The following is a 3909-nucleotide window of genomic DNA, read 5'->3' as shown; positions in this document are numbered from 1 at the left end:
GCATAAAGCGACCCAAATAGAAGAATTACTGCCACATCGCTGGAAATCCAACTCAAATTAAAAAATAGGCATGGGGTTCAGCGGACGCTTACTCTCGATTAGCGAAATTTCTGTCCGAATAGGCATAAAAAAACCTAGCGAATGCTAGGTTTAGAAGAGCATTCGGACAAGTGATCATTTGATTTGTCACTTGTCCGTGAGACGACACAGTGCCAAATCTTAAAGTGTTTTCCTTTGTAGTAATGGCATGTGTGTCCTCCTATATAAATTGCCGATGAAAATATGAGCGTGAATTTTACTCGTATTTCTCAAAGGGTCAAGTGAAATTAAGATTTATTATTCATCTTCTTTCACATTCATCTCTTTGTAAGCAATGAGTTTGGTCTTGTGTTTCCACTTATACCCTAACCAAATTGCAAGAAATAGCGGAATACTGATATAGGTTGAAAGTAGTCCTAACCAGTCAATTTTTCCACCAATCAGGGCTTGATAGTTCTGACCTAAAATAATGATGGAACAGAGAATAAATGCAAACCACGGTGCAAATGGAAAGAATTTTGCACGATAAGCGAGGTCTTCTAACTTATGACCTTGAGCTAAATAGCCTTTGCGGAAACGATAATGTGATATTGCTATGCCTAGCCAGACGATAAATCCACACATCCCAGACATATTAAGTAACCAGTTAAAAACTTGTTGCTCACCGATAAATGTCGTTAGGAAACATAATGCTGCAACTGCTGTAGTTGCATACAGTGCATTCATTGGAACGCCACGTGTATCTAATTTGGAGAACCACTTTGGCGCACGACCTTCTTTAGCCATATCAAATAGCATACGGGTAGAAGAGTACATTCCAGAGTTACCCGCAGATAAAATTGCACTCAGAATAACTGCATTCATTAAGCTTGCAGCAAATGCGAATCCTGCTTTTTCATAGAGAAGAGTAAATGGAGAAAGTGCAATATTTTCACTTTCTGCGGCATGCAGTAACAAAGGATTATCGTAGCTGACCAGTGTACCAATGATGAAAATACACAAAATATAGAAAAGTAGAATTCGCCAAAAAATCTGTTTGATCGCCAAAGGAATCGTTTTCTTAGGATCTTTTGATTCACCAGCAGCTACACCGACCATTTCAGTACCTTGAAATGAGAACCCTGCGATCATTGCAACACCAACCAGTGCTTGTAATCCACCAACGAATGGCGCATCACCTTTGGTCCAGTTGCTAAATGCAGAAACATTTGGAGTCAGCATAATTTTTGCAATCATTGCGATACCGATGATGATAAATACAATAATGGCAATAACTTTAATCATTGAAAACCAGAATTCACTTTCACCAAAGCCTTTGACCGTCATTGCATTGATTGCAAAGATCACAGCCAAAAATACAGCACTCCAATAGAAGCCAGAAATTTCTGGAAACCAAAATTTCATGATGAATTGGACGGCTACTAATTCAAATGCGACTGTAATCGCCCAGTTGTACCAATAGTTCCATCCTAAAGCAAAACCAAAACCTTCTTCTACATAGCGACTACCATAGGTGAAGAAAGCTCCAGAACTTGGGTTATGAGTTGCAAGCTCACCTAAACTAGTCATCAAGAAATAAATCATGATTCCAATAAGTGCATAGGCGAGTAGCGCACCGCCAGGACCTGCGGTAGCGATCGTAGAGCCTGAAGCAAGGAATAAGCCTGTACCAATCGATCCACCGATGGCAATCATATTGAGATGGCGTGCCCCAAGCTTACGCTGTAGGTGTTGAGGAGCAGAAATATCGCTCATAAGATTTCCTTAAACCGAATAAGGGTCAGTTGACACTTAAAATTACGTGTTAGGTTGAGATGTCAACCAACCTTGCCTGCACAGGCATATAATACTTTGAATCCCTGCTGATCAGCTTTCACTTCACATTGACCAAATTGTTGTTCAATGAGGGGAGGATAGTTGAGAAAGCGATTGGCTACGATCCACAGTTCACCCGAACTTTTTAAATGCGATTTTGCTAAGCGATACAGAGTTTCACTTGCATCGTAATTAGTATGTATGCCTTGATGAAATGGTGGATTACTTACAATTGCATCCAAATCTTGAGGGGCGTCACTAAAGCCAGTAACTGGTTCAAGATTTAAATTTTCTAAGTTTAAGCCATTCTGTTCAAATGTGAACTTGGTTGACTGTAATGCAAAGGCATCAACATCAAGTGCAAAAATATGCTGTTCTGGGTTTAATTTGGCTAGATAGGCACTAATTACGCCAGCGCCGCAACCAAAGTCGGCAATCTTACCTGATTTTACTTCTTGAAGGTAAGGGAGCAAGACGGCTGTACCCACATCCAAATGATCTTGACTAAATACACCAGGAAGTGCGCAAATCGTGAGTGATTGCTGGTCGATTTGAATCGTATAGGTTTTTAACCAGTCTTGCAGTGTTTTTGGTTGTGCTAATCTTTCGAGTCGCATCTGCCAAAGTTGGCAATGGCGCGCACTATCTAATTTGATAGCTTTTCCATATTGCTGTAATTGTTTAGCTGCTCGTTCAATCCCACCTTTTTTCTCACCAACTAAAAAGACTGATTGACCTAGCTCTAAATGGCTGGCAACAGTATGTAAAATATAGTTTAAAAGCTCTCTTGATTTTGGAACAAAAATAACCACCTGATCATAGCGATTTGCTGGAAGCTCAACGCAAAAATTTGATTTTATTTCTGCGTTTAGAAAGCCTTGATGATCTGCAAAGTTCCATGTCCAAACGGAAGCTTCGACTTCGACGGGTAAGTTTTTTACGAGCTGATCATTTGGGGCATTGATTAATAAAACTTGCCCTTTTAAATAATCTTGTTGACGTATGACAACTTCACTACGTGGATCCATATTGATCTCTCATCAAAAACTAAGCCCAGTCGTGAAACTGGGCACTTGCAATTGTTAACGAATTATTTTTGAGTTTCAGGTAAAACAATATTCAAAATCAATGCTGCAATACCGCCTGTTGCAACACCTGAGCTGAAAATATTTTTAAATAATTCAGGAAGGTGTTCTAGGATTTGTGGTACTTGTGCTACCCCTAAGCCTAGTGCTAATGAAATTGCAATAATTAACAATGCACGACGATCTAAATGGATCGTTGATAAAATATTAATACCAGATGCTGCCACAGCGCCGAACATCACCATCACCGCACCGCCAAGTACCGCTTGTGGAACCGCTTGAATCACAGCAGCCACAGCAGGGAATAAGCCTAATAAGATCAATAATGCTGCAATCCAAAGACCTACATAACGGCTCGCAACACCAGTCAATTGGATCACACCATTATTTTGTGCAAATACAGAACTTGGAAAAGTATTGAAAATACCTGCTAAGAAAGAGTTGGCACCATTAACTAGAACACCACCTTTGATGCGTTGCATCCAAATGGGGCCATCTACAGGTTGATTGGAAATTTTGCTGGTTGCTGTGACATCACCAATTGCTTCTAAAGAAGTTACTAGATAAATAAAAGCCATTGGAATAAACAAGCTCCAAGAAAAGCTCAATCCAAAATGCATTGGTGTTGGGATTTGAATAATAGGAGCTTCTTGTAATACGGAAAAGTTTAAATGTCCCATAAATCCAGCAAGTACATAACCGATGACTAAAGCGATCAAAATTGCTGAACTTTTCACCCAAATAATGCGAATTCTATTCAGTAAAATGATAATCCCTAAAACTGTACATGACATAATGAGATTATCTGCGTTTGCAAAGGTATTATCCTGCATTGCGGTATAACCACCACCCATGCTAATCAGTCCTTCTTTGATCAATGTTAGACCAATCAACAGAACGACGATTCCTGTAACGAGAGGAGTAATCAGCTTTTTTACCCAAGGTAAAATTTGAGATACGCCCATTTCGA

General features: G+C 39.7%; 3 protein-coding genes. All 3 read right to left on the bottom strand.

Going from position 1 to position 3909, the window contains the following annotated elements; translation table 11 throughout:
* Positions 1-336 precede the first annotated feature (336 nt).
* Positions 337-1794, bottom strand: a complete 1458-nt coding sequence (locus tag A2003_RS05585; protein ID WP_112986188.1) for an amino acid permease — start codon at positions 1792-1794, stop codon at positions 337-339.
* 62 nt (positions 1795-1856) lie between these two features.
* Positions 1857-2882 carry a methyltransferase gene (locus A2003_RS05580; RefSeq protein ID WP_136700171.1) on the bottom strand — a complete coding sequence of 342 codons (1026 nt, stop codon included), beginning with the start codon at positions 2880-2882 and terminating at the stop codon, positions 1857-1859.
* Between the two features lie 62 nt (positions 2883-2944).
* A partial coding sequence (locus A2003_RS05575; RefSeq protein WP_286686927.1) for a solute carrier family 23 protein occupies positions 2945-3909 on the bottom strand: 965 nt, incomplete at its 5' end.

The sequence above is a fragment of the Acinetobacter sp. GWC1_38_13 genome, from assembly GCF_001767535.1.
Classification (GTDB): domain Bacteria; phylum Pseudomonadota; class Gammaproteobacteria; order Pseudomonadales; family Moraxellaceae; genus Acinetobacter; species Acinetobacter junii.
Note: the sequence above shows the minus strand (reverse complement) of the source record. Positions and strands in the feature narration are given on the sequence as shown.

Excerpts from the sequence above, each read along its gene's own strand:
- A2003_RS05585 (WP_112986188.1), bottom strand. The coding sequence starts at position 1,794 with ATGAGCGATATTTCTGCTCCTCAACACCTACAGCGTAAGCTTGGGGCA.
- A2003_RS05580 (WP_136700171.1), bottom strand. The coding sequence starts at position 2,882 with ATGGATCCACGTAGTGAAGTTGTCATACGTCAACAAGATTATTTAAAA.